This is a genomic window from Algoriphagus sp. 10J20-15 (assembly GCF_055809615.1).
This window is the reverse complement of the sequence record NZ_JBVVUG010000019.1, coordinates 23,469-48,045: the sequence shown is the minus strand read 5'-3', so window position 1 is coordinate 48,045 and position 24,577 is coordinate 23,469. Positions and strand designations below refer to the sequence as shown.

The window sequence follows — 24,577 nt, the reverse complement described above, 5'->3', positions numbered from 1 at the left end:
AGTCACTTACCTCATTTCCTGAAACACAAGACGCCTAAAAAGCAAAAAACCACCTGCCGATCTCTCAGAAGGTGGTTTTTCTATGAAAATCTAAATAAGGTTAGCGAACTACTTTTTTGTAATCGGTCACCAAATGCTTGATGAAAAACTCCATCATTCTGTCTCTGTTCAAGGCAGTATGACCTCCATCTGGAGCGATCTGAACTTCAATGCTTTTGCCTGCATCCTGAAACGCTTTGATCAGCATCAAAGAATTGGAAGGGTGTACGTTGTTATCTGCAGTTCCAAAGAAAATCAACAATTCGCCTTGTAATTGGTCTGCTTTGTTCATCAGGCTAAATCTATTGTAACCTTCCTCATTATTATCCAACGTACTCATGAAACGCTCTGTATAGATATTATCATACAATCTCCAGTCCGTTACTGAAGAGTTTGCAACAGCCGCGTGAACCAACTCTGGGAATCTAAGCAACATGGAAGCTGCGGTAGTTCCACCATAAGACGTCCCGTAAACACCTACTCTATCCTTATCGAAATAAGGTCTGTCATGAAGTGATTTGATGCCTTCGGCAAAATCATCCATCTCAACCAAACCGAGATTTCCGTATAACTGATCTAGTAATTTCTTACCTCTACCTTTTACATTTCTACCATCGATATTCAATACCAGAAAGCCATATTCTGTCAATGGATCCGGAAGTGTAAAGTTCTCGCGAAATGCATTTGTAGCTGGTCCACCGTAATTACTTAAGATAACAGGATACTTTTTGCTAGGATCAAAATCAGATGGGAAGTGAATCATTCCATGTAATTCCGTCACACCGTCTTTAGAAGTAAAGGTGAATACCTCAACTTTTTTCAAGCCAAGCTCCTCAAATTTGCTCATGTCACTTTTCGCCAACTCAGCGACCACTTTACCTTTGGCATCCACCAAATTAGTGAATGGAGGGATGTCATGAGTTTGGGCTATATCCACAAAATATTTTCCGTCCGGAGAAATCGATACTGAGTGATTTAGTGAAGGATCAGTCAATCTAGTATCTTTCTTACCATCCAATTGTACACGGTGAAGCTGCATTAGCATGTGATTGTCTCCACTACGAGCCATGTAATAAAGTAACTCAGCATCCTCATCCACTTTGACGATATTAGAAACCTCAAAAGGATGAGTGGTAATAGCATTGACCAATGTTCCATCAAAATTATACAAGTAGTAATTATTGAAACCTGATCTCTCGGAAGCCCATATAAAGTGCTCACCATCTTCCAAAACTTTCATTTCAGGAGAATTCTCCACAAAACTTGGAAGCCACTCTTCACGGATCACCGTTCTACTTTTACCAGTTTCCGGGTTGGCAGCGCGAAGCTCAAGGATATTCTGACGTCTGTTAGTGCTGTGGAAAAGCAATTCTTTGCCATCAGGAGTCCAAGACAGATCATAAATGTAAGTTCCTAAATCCCCGTCACTGTAAGGCTTACCATCTCTGATGTCCAATTCGGTCATCTTTTTTGTAGCCAAGTCATAGACCATCAAATCAACTGGAAGATTTGGCTCACCAACTTTTGGGTAGGCCTCTACTTCTAAGGAATCATATAATTCCAACTGATTCAAAAGCACATAATATTTTTTTACATCCTTTTCATCAAATCTATAGAAAGCGATTTTGCTACCATCAGGAGACCACCACATGGCAGTGTTTTGGCTTAATTCCTCACCATAAACCCAAGTAGCAATCCCGTATTTAATCTGATTTTCTTCGTTGCCATCCGTGGTGATAGCTATTACATTGCTACCATCAGCATTGCTGAGGAACATATTTCTATCCTTGGTGAATGCTTTGTATTTGCCATCGGGAGACTCTGCTGAATCAAACTGACGCCCTCTGGCTGGTCGGTTCCAAGCTCTTCGCTCAGGCTTAGGGATTTCTCCAGCTTCCGTCGCTTTTTTTGTTTTTACAGAAAAAGACTGAAGTTTGCCATTTTCGACATATTCAAAAGATTTGCTGTCTTCAGCCCAAGTTACATTTAGGCTTCCAGGTTTTACCGCAGACCTCAATTGAGGGGCTATTTTTTGATATTGCTCATAGCCAGGCATGCTTTTTAGCTTGTCTTGAGCTTGTGAAACTGAAATGGTTGTAGCTAAAGCCGCAGCCATTGTAAGGAAGAACTTATTCTTCATATACTATTCGGGTTAAGTTTATTCTAGTTGCGATGATACTATTTTTAGCTGTAAAAAGCAGGGATAAATACACGATAGGTTGCTGGGACTCATTAAATATTACTTTTCACGCTAATGTCATTCAGGTAAAATCTGATTACCCGGCTTAGAAATTTGTAACCAAGAAGGAATATTGTGCATCCTAAGGATAATCAACTGACTTTCATTATGAAGCCCTTAAATTCAGCATTTAAGCTTTTCTCAGGAATATTTTTCCTCTTACAACTTAATTCTCTATCTGCATTTTCTCAATCATTAGCAGTTAAGATTGACTCTTTGCTGGAAACCACTTTTTCACCAGATGGTCCAGGAGCAGTTTTCTTAGTGGCAAAAGCTGGCGAACCTATTTATAGAAAAGCATTTGGGAAGGCAAACTTAGAACTCAATGTCTCCATGACTCCCGCAAATGTCTTTGAAATTGGTTCCATGACCAAGCAGTTTACTGCCATTTCTATTTTGATGCTACAGGAGCAAGGAAAGCTTCAGCTTGATGATGAAATCACGAAATTTATCCCAGACTACCCTACTCAAGGCAAAAGAATCACAGTCCATCATCTGTTAACTCACACATCTGGAATAAAAAGCTTCACCAGTATGAAGTCTTTAAGAGCTATCGAAAGGCAAGATCTTACTCCTGCCGAACTGGTAGATTTCTTCAAAAACGAACCGATGGATTTTGAGCCCGGAGAGGAGTTCAAATACAACAACTCAGGCTATGTGGTTTTGGGATATATCATCGAAAAGCTATCAGGAAAAACTTTTGCTGATTTTGTCCAAGACAATATTTTTCAAAAACTCGGAATGAATTCTTCCCAATACGCCAGCCATTCCCAGGTCATAGAAAACCGAGCCTATGGTTATCATCAAAAAGATAATTATGTAAATAAGAATTACATCAGTTTGAGTTTGCCGTATTCTTCCGGCTCGCTGATGTCCACCGTAGATGACATGCTCAAATGGAATGAAGCGCTCAAAAAGAATTCGCTTATCAAAGCAGAAACCAAGGCCAACGCTTTTGAAAATCACACCTTGAACAACGGCGACAAGATCAATTACGGCTACGGCTGGCATATCAGCAATATAGATGACTCCCCTAGTTTAGAGCATGGTGGAAGTATTTTCGGCTTCAAATCCATGGGAGTCTATTTACCCGAAGAAGATATTTATGTGATCGGATTTAGCAATTGCGACTGCAATTCGCCTACTACTTTGACTAGAGATATTGCTCACCTTACCTTGGAGAATTTTTAGCTACCAGATTAATTTATATGTTCTATTGAGATCATCTCTGCAACAACCCCCTGATCCTTATGAATTGAATTTCCCTCCTCACAAAATCTCCATATATTGGATTTGTAAAGTAAAAAACCCTACTATAACCTTATTTATGGAATACAGAAAGTTAGGAAACACTGGTTTGGACCTTTCCATTCTAGGATTTGGAGCGTCGCCTATGGGAGATGTTTTTAATGTTTCTGACGAAAAAGACGGTTACCGAGCCGTGGCCTATGCGATCGATCATGGTGTTAATTTTTTCGATGTCTCTCCCTTTTATGGCCTTACCCTGGCAGAAAAGCGACTTGGAAATGCTTTAGAAGGAAAGCGGGACAAAGTGATTTTAGCAACTAAATGTGGGAGATATGACTTACAAGAATTTGATTTTTCTGAAAAAAGAATTCTAAAAAGTGTAGATGAATCTCTTGCCAGACTGAAAACAGACTATATAGATGTACTTCAGCTCCACGACATTGAGTTTGTAGAAAAAGAACAAATTCTTAATGAAGCCTGGCCAACCTTAGTCAAACTCAAAGAATCCGGAAAAGCACGATTCATAGGGATCACAGGTTTACCGGTAAACTACCTTGCTGAAATAACGAGAAATATAGACGTGGACACAGTTCTATCCTGGGCACATTATAATTTGCTGGAGGATGAAATCAACCGTGAACTCGTGCCACTTTCGAAGAAGAAAGGCTTCGGTCTGATGAACGCTGCACCTTTGATGCAACGCATTCTATCGGATGCTCCATTGCCAGCATGGCATCGTTCTCCGCAAGCAATGAAGGATATGCAATCCAAACTCTTGGCTCTTTGCGTTAGCTATGGAGTGAAGCTAAGCGATGTGGCTATTCGCTACGCCTTGGATCATCCTGATATTTCTACCACAATCGTAGGAATGTGTGATTTAGCCACCATCACCCAGAACGTAGGCGTGATTGATTTCCGAATTCCTGATGGACTTTTGGAAGAAATCGAAACGCTTGTCGCTCCAGTCAAAAACCAAATGTGGTACGAAGGGAAACTTGAGAATAATATATAAGCTGGGAGACCGAAGACGGGAGACGGAAGTGGCGTTCATCGCAAACAACGGAGAGCCTGTCCCGATTCGTCGGGAAGTGAAGCGATCTTAATGAGCTAATGAAATTGCTTCGTACCTCGCAATGACGGAAGAGTAAGACAATATGATTGTAAAAAGTAAAATATGTCAAGACAAATCAGGTATGGTTACCATTCCTTCGGTCTTCGGTCTCCCGTCTTCCTGCCTGTCAATCAAATAATAGAAGGTTAATATTATAATATAAGTCAAATCCAAAAACCTATTAAAACCAAACCTCATGAAAGCATTAGTACTTACAGATATCGGAAAAACTGAACTCCGTGAAGTAGCAAAACCAAGCCCAAAAGCTGGACAGGTTCTCCTAAAAGTCGGCATGGTTGGCTTTTGCGGAGGTGATCTGAATAGTTACAGAGGTCTTTTTCCGCTACAGGAATATCCAAATATCCTCGGACATGAAGTGGGAGGAACTATAGAAGAACTGGGAGATGATGTGCCTGAAAGTATAAAAGTAGGAATGAAAGTGACGGTTTACCCTTACTTGAATTGCGGAAAATGCATCGCTTGCCGCAAGGGCGCCCGCAATGCCTGCAAGGAAAATAAGACCATGGGCGTACGTCGCCCTGGTGCCATGTGCCGATACATTGCCTTGCCTTGGCAAGATGTGTTTCCTTCGGAAAAATTATCTCTTCGGGAATTAGCTTTAGCGGAGCCGCTAACAGTTGGTTTTCACTCTGTGAATCGCGCAAAGGTTACAGCTCAGGATCGAGTGGCAGTGATTGGTTGTGGAATTGTAGGATTAGGCGCAATAGCATCAGCCGTGAATAAAGGAGCTGAAGTGATCGCCATTGATCTGGACGACGCAAAGCTAGAAATCGCAAAAAAAATCGGTGTAAGCCACACCATTAATCCCAAGAAGGTGGATCTGCACCAAACATTGCAGGAAGTGACTACGAACGATGGTCCAGATGTAATCATTGAAGCTGTGGGCAGTCCGATCACTTATCGACAAGCTGTAGAAGAAGTTGCTTTTACTGGTCGGGTTGTCTGCATTGGATACGCAAAAGCACCCGTGGAATTCAATACTTCCCTATTCGTTCAAAAAGAAATAGAAATCCTCGGATAGAAACTGCACCACTGAATTCCCAGAGGTAATTGATTATTTGGAACAAGGAAAATTCCCAGTAAATGAAGTGATCAGCAAAGTGGTGACCATCGATGAGTCAGAAAAAGCGCTGGCAGACTGGGCTCAGGACCAGCAAGGAATAATTAAAATAATGATTGATTTTGACAAATAAGAAAATGATAAAATCCTGCGTAACGATTGCTCTAGTACCTGAAATTAAAAGTGGACCTTGGATTTTTTGGGAAGGCCTGGAAACTGGAATGGAAAAAGCTTCCCGACTTGGATTCGATGCAATAGAACTTTTCACAGCTTCGGCGGACGCGATTGCAATCCCAAGACTAAAAGAACTTCTTGAAAAATATAACTTAGAACTCGCTGCTGTAGGAACTGGCGTCGGAAAGGTAATTCATGGCCTGACCCTATCTGACCCGGATTCAAAAATTAGAGAGAAAGCCATTTTATTCATCTCTGATATGATTGACTTCGGAGCAGCTTTCGGAGCTCCAGCAATTATTGGCTCAATGCAGGGAAATATCTTACCCGGAAACGAACGGGAAGAAACCATATCTTGGTTGGCAGAAGGCTTGAATCAATTAGGCAAGCAAGCCGAATCCAAAGGAGTTACACTGATCTACGAACCCCTAAATCGCTACGAAACCAACTTGCTCAACACCATTGAAGATGGTTCAAAATTCCTAGAAAGTCTGGAAACCAAGTCTATAAAACTTCTGGCCGATCTATTTCACATGAATATTGAAGAAGGGAACTTAGAAGAAAGCATCCTGAATTGGGGCAAATACATTGGGCATGTTCACTTTGCAGATAGCAATAGAAGACCTATGGGTTTTGGACATACTTCGATGAAGCAAATAGCCCTGGCGCTGAAAGCAGTTGGTTACACTGGCTATGCTTCGGCAGAAGCTTTTCCTTACCCGACCCCTGATGAAGCAGCTGAGAAGACGATAGAGGAGTTTAGGAAATGGTTTCGGTGATTTGAGATTTGAGATTTGAGATTTTTGAACCTCCATCCTATAATAAATGGTATGAACTAGAAATCCCCCTTGCCCCCTTTGACTAAGGTTTCGATTCCAAATACGACAAGAAGTCCAAGGGGGAGCCACCTAAATCCCTGATTTTAGTTTCAATCTCTAATCTCCTTTCTCAAATCTCTTGATTCTAGATTCTTGAATCTAGTATCTTAAGTCTAAAGTCTTAAATCTAAAACATAAAAAATGAAACGTTTCGCACTAACACTAGACCTCATTGATGACGAGGAATCTATCAAAGAATACGAGCAGCATCACGCTCCAGGCGCTGCCTGGCCCGAAGTGACACAGCACGATATAGATGCTGGAATTCTGAATATTGAGATTTTCCGCACGGGCAATCGCATGTTTATGCTGCTGGAAACGGTGGATGAGTTTGATTTCGAAGAAAAAGCAAGGTTTGATGCTACAAATCCCAAAATAGCTGAATGGGAAGCTTTTATGTGGAAATACCAGCAACCGATTCCTTGGGCTAAGCCTGGAGAAAAGTGGGTGCTGATGAATAGAATCTTTAAGTCTGGAGCCTAATTAACAATAATTGATTAGCTGATTTCTCATTTAATTGGCATTTTGCTGACTCACACACTTTTATCCTTATGAAAAAACTTTCTCTTTTATTCTCCCTGGTTTTGCTCAGTTCAACATTGCTCTTTGCGCAAAACACGATGAACCCTCCAAAAGGATATGATCATGATACAGGAATAATGGTTTCTATGCTAGAAAACCTTAGAGCAAGAATTATTCATAGTACCCAGGGACTCAATCAAGATCAGACAGATTTCCTCTTAGATGAGAAAGCCAACCGAATCGGAGCAATGATTATGCACTTGGCCGCTACGGAAGTTTACTACCAAGCTTACACTTTTGAAGGCAGAGGATTTAATGAGGAAGAAAAAGAGAAATGGGAAACTGCTTTGAACCTAGGCGATGAGGCAAGAGCTGAATATGTAGGAAAACCCATCCAGTATTACTTGGATATATGGGCGCAGGTTCGCCAAAAAACCCTGGAAACCCTTAAAGAAAAAGACGATAAATGGTTTGCTAAACTTGCTAAAGGCGGGCAGACTGACAATCATTGGGCTTGGTTCCATGTGATGGAACATCAGGCAAATCACATGGGGCAAATCAATATGCTAAAAAGTCGATTACCTGAGTAATCCTTAAAATCTCTTATAAACAAAAACGGCTGCTAATTAATTAACAGCCGTTTTTTTAGTTTTAGTATCCCAGAGTTTTTAACATACTCTCCTCAGTTTGGTCTTCTGCGAAAAGTCGATGGGTAACATTTCCGTCCTCATCTCTATCAATCAACACATGTTTTGGTGCTGGAATCAAACAATGCTGGATTCCACCATATCCACCGAGAGATTCTTGATAAGCACCTGTATGGAAGAAGCCTAAATACTGAACTTTCTTCTCAGGTTTTGGGAGGTAAATATTGAATTGGTGAGCTTCTGAATTATAATAATCCATGCTATCACAAGTCAAGCCACCGAGATTGATGTTATGATACTCAGCATCCCAGTTATTTACGGCTAACATGATGTATTTCTGGTTAAGACCCCAGCTATCAGGCAATTGCGTAATAAATGAGCCATCTATCATATACCAAAGCTCCTTGTCGTTTTGCAGCTTTTCTTCCAAAACTGAATAGAGCACTGCTCCACTCTCTCCTACTGTATAGCTTCCAAATTCCGTGAAAATATTTGGTTCGTCCGTGTTGTTTTTACCACACATCCACTTGATATTCTTCACGATTTGCTCCGCCATGTATTGGTAGTCATAATCGAAAAAGACATTCGTCTTGATCGGCCAACCGCCTCCAATATCCATGGAATCCAATGTTGGTGAGATCTTTTTCAAATCCACATATTTCTGGATAAAGCGCGTCAGTTCAGACCAATAATAGGCGGTATCCCGAATACCTGAATTGATAAAGAAATGCAGCATTTTCAGGCTTACATTCGGATTATCCTTGATTTTATCTTCGTAAAGCTTGATGATATCATTGTATCTCACACCTAATCTAGAAGTATAAAAACCAAACTTTGGCTCCTCATCTGCTGCGATTCTGATCCCCACCTGGAAAGGCACTTTCACATGCTCCAGGTAATAATCGATCTCTGTCAAATTATCCAAAACAGGCACGCAGTTCACGAAACCGTCATTGAGCAACTCCGTGATGTATTGCTTATAAAGCTCACGCTTGAAACCGTTACAAACGATAAACGTATTCTTAGTGATTTTTCCCTGAGCATAAAGACTTCTTACCAAAGGAATATCAAAAGTCGAGGAAGTCTCGATATGAATGTCATTTTTTAGCGCTTCATTCAGCACAAAGCTGAAGTGAGAAGACTTGGTGCAATAGCAATAAGTATAATTACCCTTATAATCGTGCTGCTCCATTGCATTCTTAAAATACGTCTTTGCGTTCTGAATACTTTCAGAGATTTTGGGCAAATAAGAAAGTTTGAGCGGAGTACCATAGGTTTCTATGATCTCCATCATATTCACTCCATTGAAATGCAGTTCATTGTTTTCAACTTTAAATTCCTTGGTTGGAAAATCAAATGTCTGCTCAATCAGATCCTTGTATGTATTCATTTGCAAAAATAATTGGTGTTAAAGCCCTACAAAAATTGCTTTTTATCGGATGAATTCAAATGAAAAAGGGACAAATCCCTGAAGACTGTCCCTATTATTAATGAATTGTAATGATTTCTTAATTTACTGCTGAATCCATCATTGCATTTTGTAGCAAAAATTGTTCGGATTTAAATTGATTTCTGTTCACAATCACCTCTTTCAGTACTTTTTTGAATTTCACTTCATTTTGCAAATGCAAAATCAACTGTGAAAAGAAAAGAGATACCTCAGTCTGACTGGATATTGGATAGTGAAAATAAACCGATTTTTCAGAAGAAGAGAACCGTAAATTCAAACTTGCTGGCTTTCCCGCCTCACTTAAGCCCCTAAATAACGGGTATAAATACTCAAAATCCTGCTCAAAGCTGCACATCCCTTGCATTACCATTCCAGCTTTTTGATTGAAAATCTTCACGATTTCCTTCTGATTAGCAGATACTTTAGAAAATCCATTGGCCAATACATTGACCTGTTCTATGGATGAAGGTTTTATTTGTGGTAATGCGCTCATTGTTTTGAGTTTTAGAATTAAACTATAAGCCAAATATAGAAGTGATTTTTATATTATCCTATATTCCCTATAATATTTATAGGGTTATTAAATAAATGTAATATATTTTCACATAACATACTGATTATTAGACTATAATTTAATTTCCTTAAGTTTATCCAAAGCCACATAAAGCTCTGAATCCTTCTTTGCGAAGCAAAATCTAAGAATTTTGTGATCTTTCTTATTAGAGAAAAACACGGAGATAGGGATGCTCGCCACTCCTATTTCCTTGGTAAGACGAACAGCCAAATCATAATCTGATTCTTTGGAAAGATGTGCATAGGACACCATTTGGAAGAAGCTTCCTTGGGCTGGGGTAAACTTAAAAGGGCTTTCCTTAAGTCCTTCACAGAACAAATCCCGTTTCTGCTGGTAAAAATCTGGCAAACTCAAATACCGATTTGGATCAGTCAAGTAATCAGCCAAAGCATACTGTAATGAAGGAGCCAAGCTGAATGTCAAAAACTGATGAATTTTCCTGAATTCTGCTGTGAGTTGCGGTGGAGCCAAACAATAACCAATCTTCCACCCCGTCACATGAAAAGTCTTCCCGAAAGAGCCACAGACAAAAGTTCTTTCCTTCAAAACTGGGTGAGTCAAAAGTGATAAATGCTTCCTCCCGTCAAACGTGATATGCTCATAAACTTCATCACTAACAACTAAAATATCTCTGTCCTGAATCAAATCTGCAAGGGTATCCAAATCCTCTTGTGTCCAAACGTAGCCACTTGGATTATGCGGGGTATTCACCATGATCAGGCGTGTTGTATCTGAGATTGCTGATTTCACCTTTTCCCAATCCACAGAAAAATCAGGCATTTCAAGCGGGACATAAACTGGAATTCCTCCGTTCAATGCTATAGCTGGAGCATAAGAATCATAGGCTGGATCAAATAATATAACTTCATCTCCCCGCCTCACAACAGCCGTCACCGCCGCATAAAGTGCTTCAGTAGCTCCAGAAACAACGGTTACCTCATTTTCTGAATTCAAGTCAACGCCATAGATCAGCTTAGTTTTATCAGCAATCCGCTCACGCAAAACAGGTATCCCACTCATCGGCGCATACTGGTTAAAACCCGCCTTCATGTATTTATTTACCAAGTCGAGTAATTCGGGATCACAATCAAAAGCAGGGAACCCCTGCGAAAGATTAATAGCTCCACAATCACTTGCAAGCTTGGACATTACTGTAAAAATTGTGGTCCCTACGTTGGGAAGTTTAGATAAAATAGGCATAGTTCAAAACTATTGATTTTGAAGTAAAATCTTATACTTCGTCTTGATTTCCCGCCGATGTGCGCAACTAAATACCGCAGATTTACGCCGATTTAACTAATGGAAAATTCATACTTACTAGATTATCAAATCTGCAGAAATCTTCTACCCTTCTCCGCGGGAATCTGCGGGAAAAACTAGAATCTAATAAATTGGCATTTCTATAATTTTAAAATTTGAACTTTGTCCATTGTCAATTGAACTTTGATTATTGATCATTTAAAGGCATTTTTAACTACTTTTGCCTTCCATTACCCAACCCACTATAACTTTAAATTCCTCTTAGAATGCGTGATATTAAATTAGTAGAAGTACGGTCAGAGATTGCCGCCGGAACCCGTGGAGCAAGCATGGGTATAGATGCTTTGAAAATTGCCAGCTTAGATAAGAAGTCTGACTTCTTCACACAGTTTGACCCTATCAACGTTCCTGACGCGAATAACTACCTATGGAAAGGCAACAATTTCCCACATGCTAAATACATCGATGGCGTTTATCAGGTTTTGAAAAATGTCTATTCCACGATCGAATCTTTACGTATGGAGAAAAAATTTCCTATCGTTTTGGCGGGAGACCACAGCACTGCGGCAGGCACTATCATGGGCATCAAAGCTGCCGATCCTGATAAGCGTTTAGGAGTGATTTGGATTGATGCACATGCTGATTTACACACACCATTCACCACTCCTTCCGGAAATATGCATGGAATGCCCTTGGCAATGGTTTCTCAATTGGACAATTTAGATTGTCAGGTGAATGAACCCTCAGAAGAGACTTTGGCTCTCTGGAAACGAATCAAGGCTATCGGCGGTGAATCTCCAAAAATTGATCCCAAGGATATCGTATTCATCACGGTACGCGATACCGAAGCACCGGAAGATCATCTGATCAAAAATTTCGGGCATCAAAAACTTCAGTACTCAGGAAGTCCGTTCAAAGGGGATTGATCAAATCTCTGCTGAAGCGTTGGAAACGCTGAAAGATTGCGATCAAATCTATATTTCCTTTGATGTGGATAGTTTGGATAGCTCCATCTCTGTGGGTACTGGTACTCCGGTGCCAGATGGCTTGACTGTACAGGAAGCGATAGAACTTAATGTCAAACTGATTCAGGATAAGCGAGTATGCTGCTGGGAAATCGTAGAAGTGAATCCTACCCTTGACTCGGAGAATCTAATGGCCGAAAACGCATTCGAAGTTCTAGAAGCAACAGTAAAGTCTTTGGTAGATAATTTTTAAGTTTATTAACCGCAAAGAGCACAAAGTGACACAAAGATGGAGCTAATGAAAGATCTGAATGAAGACGAACTATCAAACATTGTACTAGGTGCGGCAATTGATGTTCATACCCAGCTTGGTCCAGGTTTGCTCGAAAATGTTTACAAAAAAGTTTTAGCAATAAAACTGCAAAACTTAGGTTTGCATGTGGAAGTGGAAAAGACTATGCCAATTTTGATTGACGGAATTTCAATTGACCTAGGGTATAAAATCGACTTATTGATTGAAGACAAACTGGTTATTGAGTTAAAATCAGTCAAAGAAATCTCTGACGTTCACGTAGCCCAAACTATTAATTACTTAAAAATGGGAAAGTACAAGTTAGGGTTGATCATAAACTTTAATGTTTCAAAATTAAAATACGGTATCAAAAGAGTAATCAACACTAAAGGCCCAAGACCTTTTTAAATAATACCTTTGCGAACCTTCGTGCTCTTTGTGGCTCAAAAAAAACATGAACATACAAGAATCAATACATAACGGCATACAGCTTGCCTTTCAGAATATCTTCAATCACGATCTGCCTTTGGAGCAGATCAGCCTCGCTCCTACGCGGAAGGAATTTGAAGGAACTTACACCTTCGTGGTTTTTCCCTACCTGAAAGTGTCCAAAGCAACTCCTGAGGTCACAGCAAATCTAATCGGTGAATACTTGAAAGAAAACGTGGCTGAAGTTGCTGGTTTCAATGTAGTGAAAGGCTTCCTGAATCTAGAACTGAACAACATGATCTGGGTGGATGTTTTCCAAAAGCTATTTGCCAACGAAAACATAGGCCAACTTCCTGCAAACGGTCAAAAGGTGATGGTGGAATATTCTTCTCCTAATACCAATAAACCTCTTCACCTTGGTCACCTCAGAAATAACTTTTTGGGATTTTCGGTCGCAAACATCGCTGGAGGCAAATGGGTACGAAGTCATAAAAGCCAATTTGGTAAATGACCGAGGAATTCACATTTGTAAGTCTATGGTAGCATACCAGCATTTCGGGAATGAAGAAACTCCAGAATCCTCCGGATTGAAAGGTGACCACTTGGCTGGAAAATATTATGTGATTTTTGACCAGAAATACAAAGAGCAAATTGCTGAATTGAAGGAGAAAGGTCAATCTGAAGATGAGGCTAAAAAGAATGCTCCTTTATTCCTTGAAGCGCAGGAAATGCTTCGCAAATGGGAGGCAAATGACGAGGAAGTTGTCTCGCTTTGGAAGCAAATGAATACCTGGGTTTACGCTGGTTTTGAAAAGACTTACCAGCGCATGGGAGTTAGCTTTGACAAATATTACTATGAGTCTGATACATACCTTCTAGGAAAAGACATAGTTACCGAAGGGTTAGAAAAAGGTGTATTCTTCAAAAAAGAAAACGGCTCGGTTTGGGTGGATTTAACTGATGAGGGACTGGACGAAAAACTGGTTCTTCGCGATGATGGAACCTCTGTTTACATCACCCAAGATATGGGTACAGCTGATTTGAAGTACGATGATTTTGGAATAAGCAAGTCAGTATATGTAGTTGGTAATGAGCAAGATTACCACTTTGATGTTTTGTTTAAGATTATGCGTAAACTAGGCCGTCCATATGGAGAAGGACTTTACCATTTATCATATGGCATGGTAGATTTGCCAACAGGTAAAATGAAGTCCCGAGAGGGAACCGTAGTAGATGCTGATGACTTGATGCAAGAGATGGTGGACACTGCCGCACAGCATACCAAAGAACTTGGTAAAATTGACGGCTTCAATGAGGAACAGGCAGCTGAACTCTATGAAACACTAGGAATGGGTGCTTTGAAATATTTCTTGCTAAAAGTGGATCCTAAAAAACGAATGCTCTTCAATCCTCAGGAATCCATAGAATTTCAGGGCAACACTGGACCATTTATCCAATATTCGCATGCTCGAATTGCTTCAATACTAAGAAAAGCTGAACAAATTGGTGTCGAGTACAAACAAGCGGACTTCTCTAAAGTTAATAAAGTAGAAGAGTCAGAATCAAGCTTGATTTACCTATTGAATGATTTTGAAAAGAAAATATCCCAGGCTGGATTGGATTATTCCCCTGCCATTTTAGCACAATACCTTTTCGATTTGGCGAAGGAATACAATAGATTCTATGCGGATCTTCCTATATTTCTTGAAAATGATCCAACCATTCTTGCTTTCCGAGTGGCGCTTTCGGCTCATACCGCAAAGACCCTCAGGAAAGGAATGCAATTACTTGGAATCGCAGTACCCGAACGAATGTAACTATGAAGAATTTACTATTTCTAGGCTGTTTTTTGTTGCTCATGAGTGCCTACTCTATAAGCAAAACTTCTGTTTTAAAAGCTAAAAACACCTCTATTGATAAAGAAGTTATGGCTCCATCATTCTATGAATTCTCCATGAAAGACCTAAATGGTGAAATGGTTGATTTTAGTTCCTTTAAAGGAAAGAAGGTGATGGTAGTCAATGTCGCTTCCAAATGCGGATATACTCCGCAATACGAAGAATTGCAGAAGCTTTATGCAGAGCATAGTGACAAAATCGTGATTTTGGGCTTCCCTGCTAACAATTTTGGAGGTCAGGAGAAACGTGGATCAAACGAAGAAATCAAATCTTTTTGCTCTGAAAACTACGGTGTGACATTTCCAATGTTTGAGAAAGTTTCTGTAAAAGGATACGACAAGCACCCTATTTACAGATGGCTTTCGGATGCTAAGCAGAATGGCTGGAACAACGAAGAACCTAGCTGGAATTTTTGCAAGTACATCCTAAATGAGGAAGGCGAACTCATCAACTATTTTCCTTCCAAAGTATCTCCATTGGATCAGGAAATAATAGATCTTATAAATGCCTAATTAGAAGATTTCGGACTGAGTGAAACAAGCTATTCAAACAAAAAAAAAGGCCTGGCTGCATGCGGTCAGGCTTCGTACATTACCACTAGCCCTAGCAAGTATCTTTGCAGGTTCTTTTTTGGCAGTATACAAAGAGGTTTTTCGTTGGGAGATTTTATTACTCGCTTCATTGACCACTATCTTTTTGCAGATTCTGTCAAATCTTTCGAATGACTATGGAGATACCATTCATGGGGCTGATCATCAGGATCGCCAAGGTCCAATGAGAGCAGTACAATCTGGATTAATTTCTTTGCCTGAAATGAAAAAAGCGATGTATCTCTTTGGGGCAATGGCATTAATTTCAGGGTTGCTTTTGCTCTATTTCGCTGTTCAGGATTGGTTGCTTTTTGGGATATTTTTGGGTTTAGGGCTGGCTTCCATCTGGGCTGCTATTTCTTACACTTCAGGAAATAATCCCTACGGATATGCAGGATTGGGAGATATTTCGGTGTTTATATTCTTTGGTTTGCTCGGTGTTTTTGGCACCTTTTTCCTCCATAGTTTGACTTGGGATGATTCCATAATTTGGATTGGAATTGCTTTAGGGCTTTTCAGCACAGCTGTGTTGAACATCAATAACATCCGTGATATTGAGTCAGACACCACTGCTGGGAAAAAATCTATTCCAGTGAGAATCGGAAGAAAAGCTGCAAATATTTACAATTGGTTCTTGATTTTAGGGGGCAATTATTGCCTGTTGATATTTGCCTTTGTCACCAAAGAGTGGACTACTTTATTGGCGTTAGCGCTTTTCCCGCTAATGATCCGCATTGGCATAAGTGTACAGAAAGGAAAGAATTCAGAAGCGATTGATCCCAATCTCAAAAAAATGGCTCTCAGCACCTTGGTTTGGGTGATATTATTCGGAATTGGTTTAGTTTTTTTAGGAAAAAGCTGACAAAAGTCCTTTTCTATTCTTTTAAATAAGGCTAATTTGGGGTAAACCAATGAACTCAGCTATCATGACAAAAGTACTTGTGCCTTACGACTTTTCAGAGCAAGCTAATAACGCCCTGAATTTTGCAACCACCATATCATCCAAATTTGATCATGTGGAAATTATGGTATTACACGTAGTTGAAGTACCTAGTTCTTCGGGTATGGGAACTATGGGTGGTGGCGAAGTGATGCCTGAAATGGAAAGCCAAATGTTCTTCATTGAACTGATGGATAGACGCAAGGAGCAATTCAAAGAACTGGAAAATAAGCATGCAGGAAGCAAGTATGGCTTCAGTACAAAAATCGTATTGGGCAATGCTTTTCAAAATATTTCTTCGGCTATTATAGATGAAGATCCTGATTTGGTAATTATGGGATCAAAAGGCTCCGATGGAATAGAAGAGGTATTAATAGGAAGTAATACTGAAAAAGTAGTAAGAACTTCCCATTGCCCTGTGATGACCATAAAAGCGAATACAAATCCAGAGAAAATCAAGAAAATAGTTTTTGCAAATGATTTCAGAGAAGGTCAGGACGAATTAGCCAAACGCATAAAAAATCTTCAGGAATGGTTTGACGCAGATCTTTATTTAGTGGTGATCAATACTCCTGGAAGCTTTGAAACTTACTCGGGAATCTGCTGCTAGGATTAAATATTTTGTTAACAAATACGAAATAAAACACGCAGTGGCGGAGATTTACAATTCAGATTCCGAGGAATCTGGCATCGTAGAATTTGCAGAAGATATCGATGCTGACCTGATCGCAATGGCTACTCATGGTCGTACAGGTCTTGTTCATTTATTTACCGGAAGTATTGCCGAGGACGTGGTAAACCATGCCAAGCGCCCTGTTTGGACATTTAAAGTAAAATAATTCAAAAATTTAGTAACGAATACCTACTCTTCGGGGTGGGTATTTTCATTTGATATGGCGAAAAAAAATAACGATTGGAAAAAACGCGATGGTGTCGTGTATTCTACTAGCGATGATTTTGAGTTTCAAACTGGAAATGATGAAGACGAAGATACACTGCCTGCAAATCAGCAAGACTTAAAAGTGTTACTTGACAAAAAAGCTAGAGCTGGCAAAAAAGTCACGCTAATTGAAGGTTTTATAGGTAGTGAGGAAGATTTAAAAGAGTTGGGGAAAATGCTCAAAAACAAATGTGGTGTCGGTGGATCTGCTAAAGACGGAGAAATCCTGATTCAAGGTGATCACAGAGACAAGATAGTCCAAGTCCTTCAATCCGCAGGGTACAAAGCCAAAAAGTCCGGAGGATAATCACCCATTGATTACCTCTTCCTCCAAATTCCTCACATCTACACTCACCTTCATCTCCTGCTCACTACCACTGTACACAATTCCTTTTAAGGGCGTGACATCTGCAAAATCACGCCCAACAGCTACACGAATGTGCTTATCATTAACCAGAAGGTTATTTGTTGCATCAAACTCTATCCATTCATGGCCCGGAACATAAATAGCAATCCAGGCATGAGATGCGTCGGCTCCGATCATTTTAGGCTTGCCAGGAGGAGGTAAAGTCTCAAGATACCCACTAACATACTTTGCAGACAATCCAATTGACCTCAAGCATGCTAAAGAAAAATGTGCAAAATCCTGACACACTCCCTTTTTGTGTTTAAACACTTTCTCAAGCGGGGTACTGATATCAGAAAATCCCGGAGTAAAAGCAAAGTCATTGAATATTCTTGTATTCAAATCAAGCATAGCTTCCATTATAGGACGTCCTGGAGTGAAGGATTTTAAGGTATAATCACTTATCCCATCTATGAAGTTTACATGTTTTGACTCCAAATAATATTGTCGAACATCCGTAGAAGTCTTTGTGGAATGAAGCAACTCCACCACTTTTTCCCAAGGCATAGTATCAGTAGGTTTGATTGAAACCCAAGCCGGAGAAGATAGCTCAACAACACTTTTGGAAGTCACTGTGAGATTCTTGTGCGATCGTTCTACTGAAAAATAAAGGTATTTATTTCCAAAAAAATCTACTCGCTCTATCTCCGTGCTAGGCTTTGGACTGATCTCACAAAAGTATTCTTCAACATTCTGAAAAGGGAGATCAGGCGGAATCTGAAACATCAAATTATGACATAGAACCGCTGGGAAATCATAGATATAATTAGTGATATGTGTGACCTTATATTTCATGCGTCTAGACTGAATTTCTTATTTTTTTTGCACTACCATTAACAAACTTCATTTGAGAAAAGCACACATTAATATGTTTAACCTGCAGATTAATACTGGAGTTAGGCTCGATTTCATATCTCCGGAATAACAGAAGATTGAATCATACTGTCCCTGGTATCTGTATGGCTAAAATATTTTTCATAAATAGAATCCGAAGTTTCATGCAATAGCCCAATGATTTCATCCAACAGCACGCGCAACTCCACAAATTCCTGAGTAACAACATTAGGAATAGATATCACATCAATATCGCATAACCTGATTTTGGTGATAGCTTGAAGTAATTTCTTTCGCTCTATGCTAAAAAGCTCCTTTTCATCTTGATTAGGAAGGGTTTTCAAGTGATTATCAATTTCCGACAGCTGGTATATCAATGATCTGGGGTTATCCTCATGCAAAATCAATAGACTCAAAACACCATGCATCTCCAGATTAGAACGATAGCGATATCTGTAAGTCACCAAACTTTCATTGCAGCGTAGTGTATCCTCCATCAACTCTTTGTTTGACTCAGAATCAAAAGACTTGGTTAACATTCCTTTTAGGATCAGACAGTTGTTAGACGCAGACTCTATAAATCTTCCAATATTTAGCAAATGCCAAGTCGGCTCTCGGGTCATGTTATCAATATTCAATCCGTAAAAAGCCATTAATTTCACCACCATGTTATCTAAGCTTTGATAAGCTTGCATTAAGGTGGTGTCAGAATCCCGCATTTTAGTAAGTTCTTCGGAAATATTGTCCAGAATTCTCCACGTATCCAAACTCAATCTATCTCTTACAGCATATGCATTGGTAAGAAAAGACTGGATTGAATAGGCCAGGCTTCCAGGTTTCTTTACGTCGTGTACCAAAGCCAGTAACTGAGCCTCTGGATTTTTCAAATTCTTTTTAGTCGTAAACCCTGGCATTGTCCCAGTCATGACGGTGAGCGTTTGAAGCAAAGTGCTTAAAACTGGATTCTCATGAACATGAATATCTTCATCTGCTTCATTGTATGAAAGAAGCGTCATTCGCATCAAGCGTACCGAATAGGCTGAGCGTTCCAAATACCTTCCTAGCCAAAATAATCGTTCGCCAGTGCGACTTGGGAGTACATTTCTTACCAAAGGCTGGATTTTAATCGCTTTGGCAACTGGCGCAGGTACTTCTTTTCCTTTACCTAAAACCCAAGTATCCTTGCTGATTCCTCCTGTTTGATTTGAAACCAAAAAAGCCCCCTTCTCAGGAGAACTCCTCGATAAGCCACCAGGCATCACTTTATAGTTTTTATTTTCAGTGTCAGCAACTACATAACTTCGAAATACAGCATTTCTAGCTACCAGCTTATTGTTAATCCAAGAAGGTGTGGTAGAAAAATCAACCATTTCCTGCCCCACAAACATGTAAGGGCTACTTCTGATTTCCCGTTTTAAGTTTTCTATTTCCACCTTGCTAAGGTTACCACCAAAAACAGATTTCTTGTGTGTACCTCGATAGATATTTCGAATCACTAAAGATTCAATATGCTCAAACACATATTTCATCTCAGTTGGCTGACCGCACCACCAAGTTGCAACTGAAGGCAAAATCAAATCCTGCCCCAGCAAATGCCTACTAATTTTCGGCAAGAATGCCATTAAGCCAGGATTCTCTAATACCCTGCACCCTAATGGATTAATCACCAATACTTTTCGCTGTCGCACGGCCTCCATCAATCCTACTACTCCCAAGTGAGAGTCATTTTTCAACTCCAGAGGATCACAAAAAACATCATCAACTCTCCTGATAATTACATCTACTTTCTCTAGGCCTTTAATAGTCTTCAGCCACACGTAACCATCACTTACGGTGAGGTCTTCTCCAAAAGCAAGCGTAAATCCCATAAATGAAGAAATGTAGGCATGCTCAAAAAAGGTCTCGTTAGTAGGGCCGGGCGAAAGCAAAACTACCCTAGGGTTTTCCTTATTGTTAGTAGTTAAATTACTTAGTGTGTTTTTAAAGGTTTGATAATAGGAGGTAATTTTACGGGCATGATTTTCACGGATTAGATCAGGAAAAACCCGTGTCATTGCTGCTCTATTTTCAAAAGTATATCCAGAACCAGAAGGAGCATCTGTTCTATCGTGAAGCACCCACATTTTGCCATTTGGACCACGAGCTAGATCGGAAGAGTACTGGATAAGTTGCTGCTCACCATCTAACTTGATGTTATGCGCTTGTCGCAAAAAACCTCCGTGATTATAGATCAATTCAAAAGGAATACGCCCCTCCTTTATCAAGGTCTGATCTCCATATAAATCACTTAAAATCAGATTCAAAAGTTCTGATCTCTGAAGTAAGCCTTTCTCTATTCCTTCCCACTCTTCATTACTGAATACCATAGGAACAGGATCCAACATCCACGGTCTATTCATCCCATTGGGATCACCATAGACATTGTAAGTCACGCCATTTTCACGTAATTGACGACCAACCTCCTCATGAAATTGCCCCATACGTTCAGTTCCTATCTGATCGTAATATTTGGCAATTTTCTCCCAATGAGAATGGATTTTACCTTGGTCGGTTGCCATTTCATCCAAAAATGGCGCATTATTGAACATTTTGTCAATAAGATAAGACTCAATCATATCGCAAAAATGAACTTATTGCAGGTGAAATAATAAACAATTATCGTTTTTTATACCGCCTGAGATCCATAGTATAGGGAAATTCAGGATTAATAATCTCAGCAGTCGCTTCATAGTGTCTTTGGCCTTCTGATTTAGTAATGTAACGACCCGATTTATGGTCTTCTTGTACAGCAGTCTTTGCTTCATTTGGTGTAGGCGTAATTGTATGGCCAAAATCAAAGAATCGGGAAATTCTCCGCGCTTCAGCCTCGTTGCTGTTAATCGGGAAATTATCATAACTCCTACCTCCTGGATGCACTACATGATACTGGCAGGCTGCCACAGATTTCTTTGTCCAAGTATCATACAAGTCAATCACTAATGGAGTATCAATCCCTATTGTAGGGTGCAACGCAGAAAAAGGCTGCCAAGCCCGATAGCGGATTCCCGCTACAAACTCGCCTTGCACTCCCGTATTTTTCAGTGGAATTCTATATCCATTACAAAGCAAATGATATCTGGAATCAGTCAAGCCTGTGATTTTGACTTGTAACCTTTCCAATGAAGAATCTACATATCGAGCTGTTCCGGAGCTCGACATCTCCTCTCCCAACACATGCCAAGGCTCGATCGCCATCTTCATATCTATATGAATATCATCCGATTGAAGCTCTCCAATAAAAGGAAAACGGAAGGAGAAGAATGGGTCAAACCAAGCAATATCAAAATCATAACCAGCCCCTTTTAGATCATTGACCACTTCCAGCATGTCCTTTTCACAATAGTGTGGAAGCAAGAATTTGTCATGCAATGAAGTCCCCCATCGCACGAGTTTGTGATCGTATGGCTGTTTCCAAAACCAGCTCATCAAGGCCCGGATTAACAGCAACTGCACCATGCTCATCCGATAATGCGGCGGCATATCAAAGCCTCTGAATTCCAAAATACCCAAGCGACCACTACTGGAATCGGGAGAATAAAGCTTGTCAATGCAAAACTCAGCTCGATGTGTATTTCCGGTAATATCAACCAGCAGGTTTCTGAAAATCCGATCTACCATCCAGAATGGGATCTCATTTTCAGTACCATTGGGAACTTGCTGGAAAGCCAATTCCAACTCGTAAAGCATATCATCTCGTCCTTCATCTACTCTTGGAGCCTGACTAGTTGGGCCAATAAATTGAGTAGAAAATAAATAGGATAACGCAGGGTGATGTTGCCAATACGTGATAAAACTCTTCAACACATCAGGCCTTCTCAGCAAAGGACTGTTTTCAGGCGAGGAACCTCCAAGCGTAATGTGATTTCCCCCACCTGTGCCGGTATGCTTTCCATCTACATTGAATTTTTCAGAAATGAGACGGGATTCACGGGCTTTTTCATAAAGCACTTCGTAATTATGTGTCACCTCTTTCCAGCTTTTTGCAGGCTGTACATTCACTTCAATTACCCCAGGATCTGGAGTAATCATCATTTTTTCTATACGCTTATCCGAAGGAGGATCGTATCCTTCGATTAGAATAGGAACTTTGAGCTTTTGGGCGGCCCTTTCTATCGCATTTACCAAATCCAGGTAATGCTCTAAGTAAGATACAGGAGGTAAGAATACGAAAAGTTTTCCCTCTCTAACTTCCGCCACCAAAGTCGTCTTGAAAATCCGCTTGGAATTGATAGGCTTAAGTTTGGCCGCTTTAGAACGTGTTTTGGAAGGAAGTGCACCGACTTCAGCAAACAAATCATTCTGTGGCTTGATTGGCTCATCTTTTGGGTCCGTATGTTCAATGGAGTCCAAGGGCAATCTCAAACCTGCAGGAGAATTCCCTGTACTTAGATAAAGTTCTTTAGAACGGAATTTCCAGCGACAACTTTGCCATCTATTTTGATCATATTCCCACTCCAATGGAATCGAATAGCCCACAGGCTTTCCCAATCCTTTTTTGAGAAGCTTGGCTAACTTTTGCCGCTCCAAAGAAGATTTGAGGTTATATTTTGCAGGGTTGATATTCACAGGGACTTTTCCCTCCTGCCAGATAAAGTAAAAAGGGTCTTCGTATAAAGGAGTAATATTGAGCGGATCTACATTTAGTTCTTTGACCAGATTATTGATGAAAGTCTTTGACTTTTTGTGGGTCAGCTTGTAATCCTTCGACAAATCAGCCATCAACGCATCATTTTTCCACATCGGAATACCATCCTTTCGCCAGAAACAAGCTAATTTCCACCTAGGCAAAGGCTCTCCGGGATACCATTTTCCTTGACCATATTGCATCAAAGCTCCGTTACCAAACTCTCCTTTTAGCTTGTGAAAAAGTATATTGGATAAACTCCGCTTGTGCTCGCCATCAGCGTCTGTATTCCATTCAGGAGCATCCTGATTATCTACAGACACAAAAGTAGGCTCACCTCCCATGGTCAGCCGCACGTCATTTGCTTCTAAATCCTCATCCACCTTATCTCCTACTGACAGTATTTTTTGCCACTGCTCTTCAGAATAAGGTTTAGTCACCCGAGGTGTTTCTTCTATTCGAGTCACTTCATTTTTGAAGAAAAACTCAGTCTCCGCAGGTTCAGCCATGCCTGTAATAGGTGCTGCATCCTGAGGACTTGGTGTACAAGCCAATGGTATATGCCCCTCCCCTGCAAACAATCCAGAAGTGGAATCCAATCCTATCCAGCCAGCTCCCGGTACATAAACTTCCGTCCAAGCGTGTAAATCGGTAAAATCCTCTTCCGGACCAGATGGACCATCCAATGATTTCTCATCTGATTTCAACTGAACTAAGTAACCAGAAGCAAATCTTGATGCCAATCCCACGTGTCGCAAAACCTGTACAAATAACCATGCAAAATCACGGCAAGAGCCTGATCCCAAAGTCAATGATTCTTCACAAGATTGCACACCTGGCTCCATTCGCACATTATAGCGCAATTCCTGATTGATCATAGTGTTGATCGCTACCAGATAATCCACCGTGATGATATCCTTAGTCATCAAAGCTTTGGCCCTATCTACCAATTTCATCAAAAGCGGGTCCGATTCTTTGATCTCCAAATATGGGCCCAGCTGCTTCTTTACACTCTCATCGTACTCAAATGGAAACTTATCAGCATAATCTTCCACAAAAAAATCAAAGGGATTTATCACCACCATATCAGCGATTACTTCCACATCAATTTCAAAATATTTGACCTTTTCAGGAAAAACAATCCTAGCCAAGTAATTGCCAAAAGGATCCTGCTGCCAATTGATAAAGTGATTTTCTGGTTTGATGTTCAAAGAATAACCTTTGATATGTGTGCGTGAGTGTGGAGCAGGTCGCAAACGGATCACCTGAGGCCCCAAACTTATATTCTTTTCGTATTCGTACTTGGTATAATGCCGAATGGCAACTTTGATAGACATAGGATAGGTTTAATATGCTGTTTCAAAAAGATTCAAATCATGACGTGGTCAAAAATGATT

The 24,577-nt window shown here is 40.2% G+C and carries 20 protein-coding genes and 2 pseudogenes; 15 read left to right on the top strand and 7 right to left on the bottom strand.

The features are described 5' to 3' along the window. Positions 1 to 100: 100 nt before the first annotated feature. Complete coding sequence (locus AC0L6R_RS08120) at positions 101 to 2,179, bottom strand: S9 family peptidase (protein ID WP_473270729.1); 2,079 nt, start codon at positions 2,177 to 2,179, stop codon at positions 101 to 103. 207 nt (positions 2,180 to 2,386) lie between these two features. Between AC0L6R_RS08120 and AC0L6R_RS08115 the strand changes: the two genes are divergently transcribed. From AC0L6R_RS08115 to AC0L6R_RS08085, 7 genes are all read left to right on the top strand, one after another. After that, positions 2,387 to 3,469 carry a serine hydrolase domain-containing protein gene (locus tag AC0L6R_RS08115; RefSeq protein WP_473270728.1) on the top strand — a complete coding sequence of 361 codons (1,083 nt, stop codon included), beginning with the start codon at positions 2,387 to 2,389 and terminating at the stop codon, positions 3,467 to 3,469. A 136-nt stretch (positions 3,470 to 3,605) separates the two neighbouring features. Further along, the gene (locus AC0L6R_RS08110) at positions 3,606 to 4,538 is read left to right on the top strand and encodes an aldo/keto reductase (protein WP_473270727.1); all 933 of its coding nucleotides are present in this window, start codon (positions 3,606 to 3,608) and stop codon (positions 4,536 to 4,538) included. 295 nt (positions 4,539 to 4,833) lie between these two features. Further along, the gene (locus AC0L6R_RS08105) at positions 4,834 to 5,679 is read left to right on the top strand and encodes a zinc-binding alcohol dehydrogenase family protein (RefSeq protein WP_473270726.1); all 846 of its coding nucleotides are present in this window, start codon (positions 4,834 to 4,836) and stop codon (positions 5,677 to 5,679) included. Between the two features lie 37 nt (positions 5,680 to 5,716). Next, a complete protein-coding gene (locus AC0L6R_RS08100) occupies positions 5,717 to 5,851 on the top strand; it encodes a hypothetical protein (protein ID WP_473270725.1) in 135 nt (44 codons plus the stop codon). Next, positions 5,841 to 6,671 carry a TIM barrel protein gene (locus AC0L6R_RS08095; RefSeq protein WP_473270724.1) on the top strand — a complete coding sequence of 277 codons (831 nt, stop codon included), beginning with the start codon at positions 5,841 to 5,843 and terminating at the stop codon, positions 6,669 to 6,671. Before AC0L6R_RS08100 ends, AC0L6R_RS08095 begins: the two co-directional genes overlap by 11 nt. Before the next feature lie 240 nt (positions 6,672 to 6,911). Beyond that, positions 6,912 to 7,253 (top strand): L-rhamnose mutarotase, encoded by a 342-nt coding sequence (locus AC0L6R_RS08090; protein ID WP_283411063.1) that lies wholly within the window; start codon positions 6,912 to 6,914, stop codon positions 7,251 to 7,253. Positions 7,254 to 7,321: 68 nt separating this feature from the next. Beyond that, the gene (locus tag AC0L6R_RS08085) at positions 7,322 to 7,882 is read left to right on the top strand and encodes a mycothiol transferase (protein ID WP_473270723.1); all 561 of its coding nucleotides are present in this window, start codon (positions 7,322 to 7,324) and stop codon (positions 7,880 to 7,882) included. Positions 7,883 to 7,943: 61 nt separating this feature from the next. Here AC0L6R_RS08085 and AC0L6R_RS08080 read toward each other — a convergent pair whose 3' ends face one another. The 3 genes from AC0L6R_RS08080 to AC0L6R_RS08070 all read right to left on the bottom strand — a co-directional run bounded on the left by AC0L6R_RS08080 (position 7,944) and on the right by AC0L6R_RS08070 (position 11,163). After that, on the bottom strand, positions 7,944 to 9,329 hold the full coding sequence (locus AC0L6R_RS08080; RefSeq protein ID WP_339864931.1) for an arginine decarboxylase: 1,386 nt from the start codon (positions 9,327 to 9,329) through the stop codon (positions 7,944 to 7,946). Positions 9,330 to 9,447: 118 nt separating this feature from the next. Continuing rightward, positions 9,448 to 9,882, bottom strand: a complete 435-nt coding sequence (locus AC0L6R_RS08075; protein ID WP_473270722.1) for a hypothetical protein — start codon at positions 9,880 to 9,882, stop codon at positions 9,448 to 9,450. 132 nt (positions 9,883 to 10,014) lie between these two features. Next, positions 10,015 to 11,163: a methionine aminotransferase gene (locus AC0L6R_RS08070; protein WP_473270721.1), complete on the bottom strand. Its 1,149-nt coding sequence runs from the start codon at positions 11,161 to 11,163 to the stop codon at positions 10,015 to 10,017. Positions 11,164 to 11,489: 326 nt separating this feature from the next. Here AC0L6R_RS08070 and rocF point away from each other — a divergent pair. From rocF to AC0L6R_RS08030, 8 genes and pseudogenes are all read left to right on the top strand, one after another. Continuing rightward, positions 11,490 to 12,441, top strand: a pseudogene (gene rocF / locus AC0L6R_RS08065) (arginase). Between the two features lie 45 nt (positions 12,442 to 12,486). After that, positions 12,487 to 12,888, top strand: a complete 402-nt coding sequence (locus AC0L6R_RS08060) for a GxxExxY protein (RefSeq protein ID WP_473270720.1) — start codon at positions 12,487 to 12,489, stop codon at positions 12,886 to 12,888. Positions 12,889 to 12,934: 46 nt separating this feature from the next. Then, positions 12,935 to 14,726 (top strand): annotated as a pseudogene (gene argS, locus AC0L6R_RS08055) (arginine--tRNA ligase). A 2-nt stretch (positions 14,727 to 14,728) separates the two neighbouring features. Beyond that, entirely contained in the window at positions 14,729 to 15,319 is a 591-nt protein-coding gene (locus tag AC0L6R_RS08050) for a glutathione peroxidase (RefSeq protein WP_473270719.1), read from the top strand. Between the two features lie 19 nt (positions 15,320 to 15,338). Continuing rightward, complete coding sequence (locus tag AC0L6R_RS08045; protein ID WP_473270718.1) at positions 15,339 to 16,259, top strand: 1,4-dihydroxy-2-naphthoate polyprenyltransferase; 921 nt, start codon at positions 15,339 to 15,341, stop codon at positions 16,257 to 16,259. A gap of 64 nt (positions 16,260 to 16,323) precedes the next feature. Continuing rightward, the gene (locus AC0L6R_RS08040; protein ID WP_473270717.1) at positions 16,324 to 16,947 is read left to right on the top strand and encodes a universal stress protein; all 624 of its coding nucleotides are present in this window, start codon (positions 16,324 to 16,326) and stop codon (positions 16,945 to 16,947) included. Between the two features lie 40 nt (positions 16,948 to 16,987). Further along, positions 16,988 to 17,176, top strand: coding sequence for a universal stress protein (locus AC0L6R_RS08035; RefSeq protein WP_473270715.1), 189 nt, complete (start codon positions 16,988 to 16,990; stop codon positions 17,174 to 17,176). A 54-nt stretch (positions 17,177 to 17,230) separates the two neighbouring features. Then, positions 17,231 to 17,584, top strand: coding sequence for a translation initiation factor (locus AC0L6R_RS08030; RefSeq protein ID WP_473270714.1), 354 nt, complete (start codon positions 17,231 to 17,233; stop codon positions 17,582 to 17,584). Here the strand turns inward: AC0L6R_RS08030 and AC0L6R_RS08025 are convergent, their stop codons facing one another. The 3 genes from AC0L6R_RS08025 to AC0L6R_RS08015 form a co-directional block, all read right to left on the bottom strand. After that, on the bottom strand, positions 17,585 to 18,478 hold the full coding sequence (locus AC0L6R_RS08025) for a transglutaminase family protein (protein ID WP_473270713.1): 894 nt from the start codon (positions 18,476 to 18,478) through the stop codon (positions 17,585 to 17,587). It lies immediately after the preceding gene. A 113-nt stretch (positions 18,479 to 18,591) separates the two neighbouring features. After that, positions 18,592 to 21,132, bottom strand: a complete 2,541-nt coding sequence (locus AC0L6R_RS08020) for a circularly permuted type 2 ATP-grasp protein (protein WP_473270712.1) — start codon at positions 21,130 to 21,132, stop codon at positions 18,592 to 18,594. Between the two features lie 40 nt (positions 21,133 to 21,172). Further along, positions 21,173 to 24,517 carry a transglutaminase family protein gene (locus AC0L6R_RS08015; protein ID WP_473270711.1) on the bottom strand — a complete coding sequence of 1,115 codons (3,345 nt, stop codon included), beginning with the start codon at positions 24,515 to 24,517 and terminating at the stop codon, positions 21,173 to 21,175. Positions 24,518 to 24,577 lie beyond the last annotated feature (60 nt).

What these genes read in the sequence shown, in the direction of transcription:
- AC0L6R_RS08080 (WP_339864931.1), bottom strand. Translation starts at nt 9,329, where the DNA reads ATGAATACATACAAGGATCTGATTGAGCAGACATTTGATTTTCCAACC.
- AC0L6R_RS08075 (WP_473270722.1), bottom strand. Translation starts at nt 9,882, where the DNA reads ATGAGCGCATTACCACAAATAAAACCTTCATCCATAGAACAGGTCAAT.
- AC0L6R_RS08020 (WP_473270712.1), bottom strand. Translation starts at nt 21,132, where the DNA reads ATGATTGAGTCTTATCTTATTGACAAAATGTTCAATAATGCGCCATTT.
- AC0L6R_RS08120 (WP_473270729.1), bottom strand. Translation starts at nt 2,179, where the DNA reads ATGAAGAATAAGTTCTTCCTTACAATGGCTGCGGCTTTAGCTACAACC.
- AC0L6R_RS08050 (WP_473270719.1), top strand. Translation starts at nt 14,729, where the DNA reads ATGAAGAATTTACTATTTCTAGGCTGTTTTTTGTTGCTCATGAGTGCC.
- AC0L6R_RS08070 (WP_473270721.1), bottom strand. Translation starts at nt 11,163, where the DNA reads ATGCCTATTTTATCTAAACTTCCCAACGTAGGGACCACAATTTTTACA.
- AC0L6R_RS08015 (WP_473270711.1), bottom strand. Translation starts at nt 24,517, where the DNA reads ATGTCTATCAAAGTTGCCATTCGGCATTATACCAAGTACGAATACGAA.
- AC0L6R_RS08115 (WP_473270728.1), top strand. Translation starts at nt 2,387, where the DNA reads ATGAAGCCCTTAAATTCAGCATTTAAGCTTTTCTCAGGAATATTTTTC.
- AC0L6R_RS08060 (WP_473270720.1), top strand. Translation starts at nt 12,487, where the DNA reads ATGAAAGATCTGAATGAAGACGAACTATCAAACATTGTACTAGGTGCG.
- AC0L6R_RS08090 (WP_283411063.1), top strand. Translation starts at nt 6,912, where the DNA reads ATGAAACGTTTCGCACTAACACTAGACCTCATTGATGACGAGGAATCT.
- AC0L6R_RS08110 (WP_473270727.1), top strand. Translation starts at nt 3,606, where the DNA reads ATGGAATACAGAAAGTTAGGAAACACTGGTTTGGACCTTTCCATTCTA.
- AC0L6R_RS08025 (WP_473270713.1), bottom strand. Translation starts at nt 18,478, where the DNA reads ATGAAATATAAGGTCACACATATCACTAATTATATCTATGATTTCCCA.
- AC0L6R_RS08040 (WP_473270717.1), top strand. Translation starts at nt 16,324, where the DNA reads ATGACAAAAGTACTTGTGCCTTACGACTTTTCAGAGCAAGCTAATAAC.
- AC0L6R_RS08105 (WP_473270726.1), top strand. Translation starts at nt 4,834, where the DNA reads ATGAAAGCATTAGTACTTACAGATATCGGAAAAACTGAACTCCGTGAA.
- AC0L6R_RS08030 (WP_473270714.1), top strand. Translation starts at nt 17,231, where the DNA reads ATGGCGAAAAAAAATAACGATTGGAAAAAACGCGATGGTGTCGTGTAT.
- AC0L6R_RS08085 (WP_473270723.1), top strand. Translation starts at nt 7,322, where the DNA reads ATGAAAAAACTTTCTCTTTTATTCTCCCTGGTTTTGCTCAGTTCAACA.